3 protein-coding genes are annotated in these 3,454 nt (G+C 38.7%); all 3 read left to right on the forward strand.

What is annotated here, in order from left to right:
• Positions 1 to 1,053 (forward strand): asparagine synthetase B family protein (locus tag ACIQZ6_RS12480; protein WP_395811590.1); only part of this gene is annotated, 1,053 nt, incomplete at its 5' end.
• A complete protein-coding gene (locus ACIQZ6_RS12485) occupies positions 1,054 to 2,208 on the forward strand; it encodes a glycosyltransferase family 4 protein (RefSeq protein WP_395811592.1) in 1,155 nt (384 codons plus the stop codon). It begins immediately after the preceding gene.
• 365 nt (positions 2,209 to 2,573) lie between these two features.
• Positions 2,574 to 3,056 carry a hypothetical protein gene (locus tag ACIQZ6_RS12490; RefSeq protein WP_395811594.1) on the forward strand — a complete coding sequence of 161 codons (483 nt, stop codon included), beginning with the start codon at positions 2,574 to 2,576 and terminating at the stop codon, positions 3,054 to 3,056.
• The last annotated feature ends 398 nt before the right edge of the window (positions 3,057 to 3,454 follow it).

The raw sequence follows: 3,454 nt of genomic DNA on the forward strand, positions 1-3,454 counted from the left end.
AAAAAAGTTAAAGCATTCAATGTAGGATTCGCTGAGCAATCAATTGATGAATCAGCTTATGCTAAACAGGTTGCTTCAGCCTTAGGCCTCGAGCTGGTAAGCCTCAACTTAGAAGATATCAGTATTGATAATTTCTCCAAATCTATTTTTCATGCAGATCAGCCTCTGGGCGATTCGGCAATTATCCCAACCTACCTGATTGCCAAATCAATCGGCGAACATGTAAAAGTAGTTTTATCGGGCGAGGGTGCCGATGAGCTCTTCCATGGCTATGATCATTATGAGTACGAAAAATATTATTATGGCTTAGGAAAGCTGCCTTTTGAATGTGCAGGAATGCTTCTGAACGGCATTTCAGAGTTAGGAATTCACAAATTTGACCGAATAAAAAACAAACTGCAAAGCATAAGCTCGTTTAAAAAAGATACCGGAACTTCCCGCTGGACTTCTATTTTAAGTCCAGATCTGAGTAAACAATTTTTAACCCCCGATAAAAGACCAAACGGTAATTACGAAAATCAGTTTGATGATTTTTTACAACATTTTAGAACCAATGCAAGCAATCTTGAATCAAGTTTGATGCTTGACCTACTAACCTGGCTTCCAGACGATCTGCTGGTTAAAACCGACCGAATGATGATGGCCTGCAGCGTTGAAGCACGAACTCCATATTTAGATCATGAACTTGTTGAAGTAGTATTAAACTCGTCAGCTCATTTTAATAAGCACCCTTTTCAATCCAAAAATTATTTAAGACAGCTATTGAAAAAGAAACTGCCCGCAAGTATTGCTGAATCTATTTCAAGCAGACCCAAGCAAGGTTTTTTAACTCCTAATCATAAATGGCTAAATTCCAACCTTTCGGAACTGTCTTCTTTTCTATTTTCTAGTGATAATTTGCGCAATAATCCATATCTGAATAATCAAAAAGTAGAGCAACTTTGGCAGGACAATAACAAACAAAAGCCGGGCACCAATAACCGCCTACTTTGGAATTTATTTTGCTTCCTGGAATGGTACCGGCAGCATGAAACTAAATTTGGATTTAAATAAATGAAGAAAAACATCCTTTTAGTTGGTCATAGCGGAGATATGTATGGCGCAAGTCGTTCTCTTATCAAACTCGTCAAAATTCTGGAACAGAATTATACCGTTCATGTAATTTTACCAGAAATAGGAGCATTGTTCGACAATTTAACTGCGATCATCCCATCTCAAAGAATTCTCATCAATGAAGACCTATACATTTTTACGCGCAAATCATTCAAAATAAAGTACCTGATATCAACCTTGTTTCGTTTTTTGAGGAATGTGATTAGCCTAATCAAGATTATCCAAAAATTTAAGATTGAAATTGTTCACACCAATTCAGGAGTGGTTCCTGCACCTGCACTTGCTGCAAAACTTAGCGGCAAAAAACATATTTGGCATATCAGAGAGTGGTTTGGCGACTTTAAACAATTCTGGCCTATATATTCTGGGTATATAACTGGGCTTTCAGATCAAGTGGTATGCGTTTCAAAAACAATGGCCGAACAATTTAAAAATTCCAAAAATATTCTGGCTATTTACAATGGTTTTGAGATCCCAAAGGTTCAAACAAAAGCAACCATTACTGATGACCTACAAAATAAACTGAATAACGCTGACCTGATTCTGGGATGCACATCCAGAATACGCCTTATTCGAAAAGGGCAAGAATACCTGATCGAGGCCATTGGTATACTGACTAAAAAAACAGGCAAAAACATTCAAGCAGTTTTGATTGGGGATTATGTTCCCGGATACGAATCACAAAAGGAATATATCCACAACTTGATCAGCAAATATGACCTTGAAGACCAGATTCATTTTCTTGGTCATTTAAAAGACCCTCTACCTTATTACCGCTTATTCGATGTTTTTGTATTGCCTTCTGGCGAACCAGAACCATTTGGCGGAGTAATAATGGAAGCAATGAGTATGGGGCTTCCCGTTATTGGATCGAATGCTGGTGGAACTACTGAACAAATAGCAGATGGCTGGAATGGCTATTTATTTGAAAATCAAAATGCGGATGATCTGGCACAGAAACTAGCACTTTTTCTGGATGAGAAAGATAAACTCAAACTATTCGGATCACGGTCCATTCAACGAATAGAGGAAAATTTTAGTTTGGAGATTCATGAAGGAAAGGTATTGAGGCTTTATGATGAAATTTTGAAATAGTGATTTTTTTGTTGGTGATTCTCAAGACTAATTTAAAAACCACCCCCTTTTATTCCCCCGCCAGCGGTGGACAAGGGCGCCTAAGGAAAATTTGATTTTAATATTAAATTTCAAGCTTTTTTCGAAATCTCATTATCCGATATGCTGTCCCCCGCGGCTATGAGCGGATTGAAATTATACATGCTTGGTGGGTACCACCAAGCACAAGGAAATTTAAGCATGTCGTATTTGATTTTTTAAATCGTTATGCACGTGTCATCCTGAACAAAGTGAAGGAACTTAGCTGCTACGAAAGCAAAATTATACTAAGAACTACGAAGGTCCCTCACCTGCTGAAGGGCAAGTTTCGGGATGACATTTGATTTTTGATTGAAATTTATTTTTTAAAGCGTTGTGCAGGTGTCATCTCTACCTACCGTCTGACAGATAATGCCGCGCAAGACGGTTATGAAAGTGAAGCACAATTTTTATTCTCCGCCACGCTTGCACAGACCTTTAATAACCGTTCTTCCGCATTGACTGGTGCGGCAATTACAGTCTTAGCCTTCGCAGAACCTTTCATAGCAGCAGGCGCAGCGGCGGCATTTTGGTCCTTTTCTGCTGCAGGAAAAGGACTAGGCCCCCGCGGCTATGAGCGGAATGAAATTATACATGCTTGGTGGGTACCACCAAGCACAAGGGAAATTAGTTATTTGATGAAAATTAGGTTTTTGCCTTTGGCAAAAATTATTTGTGTCTTTTGTCTTGAAACAAAAGGCACCAAAAGTTCAAGAAAGAACGATGCTTCCACCCCCGAGGGCAAAACACCTGGCTCGCCGTTCTTTCATCCCACCGCACGGGAATTGTAGTTCATTTTGTATTTATTCTTTTTAGTCAAAATCTGACAGGGTACTAAGGTGATCGTTAGTGGGGGTTATGAACGTTCATCCACCAACGGCTAAGTACAGGGCTTTGATGATTTGTATTAAGGATGCTATTAGAACTACTGCCCTGTCCAATGCCGCGCAAGACGGTTAATACAATTTTTATTCTCCACCGCTAGCGCGCGCGTGTCGCGGGTGCTTCTCTAACTCAATTAAAAAATTAGTTCATTAACCAAAGAATCCCCCCAAAATTCCAGTATTCTAAATTATTTAAATACTTTTGCTTTGCTAATTGATTGATTCTACCTCAATCATAAAATCAATTACATTGAAAAATCAAATTATTGGAATTTATACCCCAAAGAATGATTTAAACCAATATC

This window comes from Daejeonella sp., assembly GCF_044348475.1.
GTDB lineage: Bacteria > Bacteroidota > Bacteroidia > Sphingobacteriales > Sphingobacteriaceae > Daejeonella.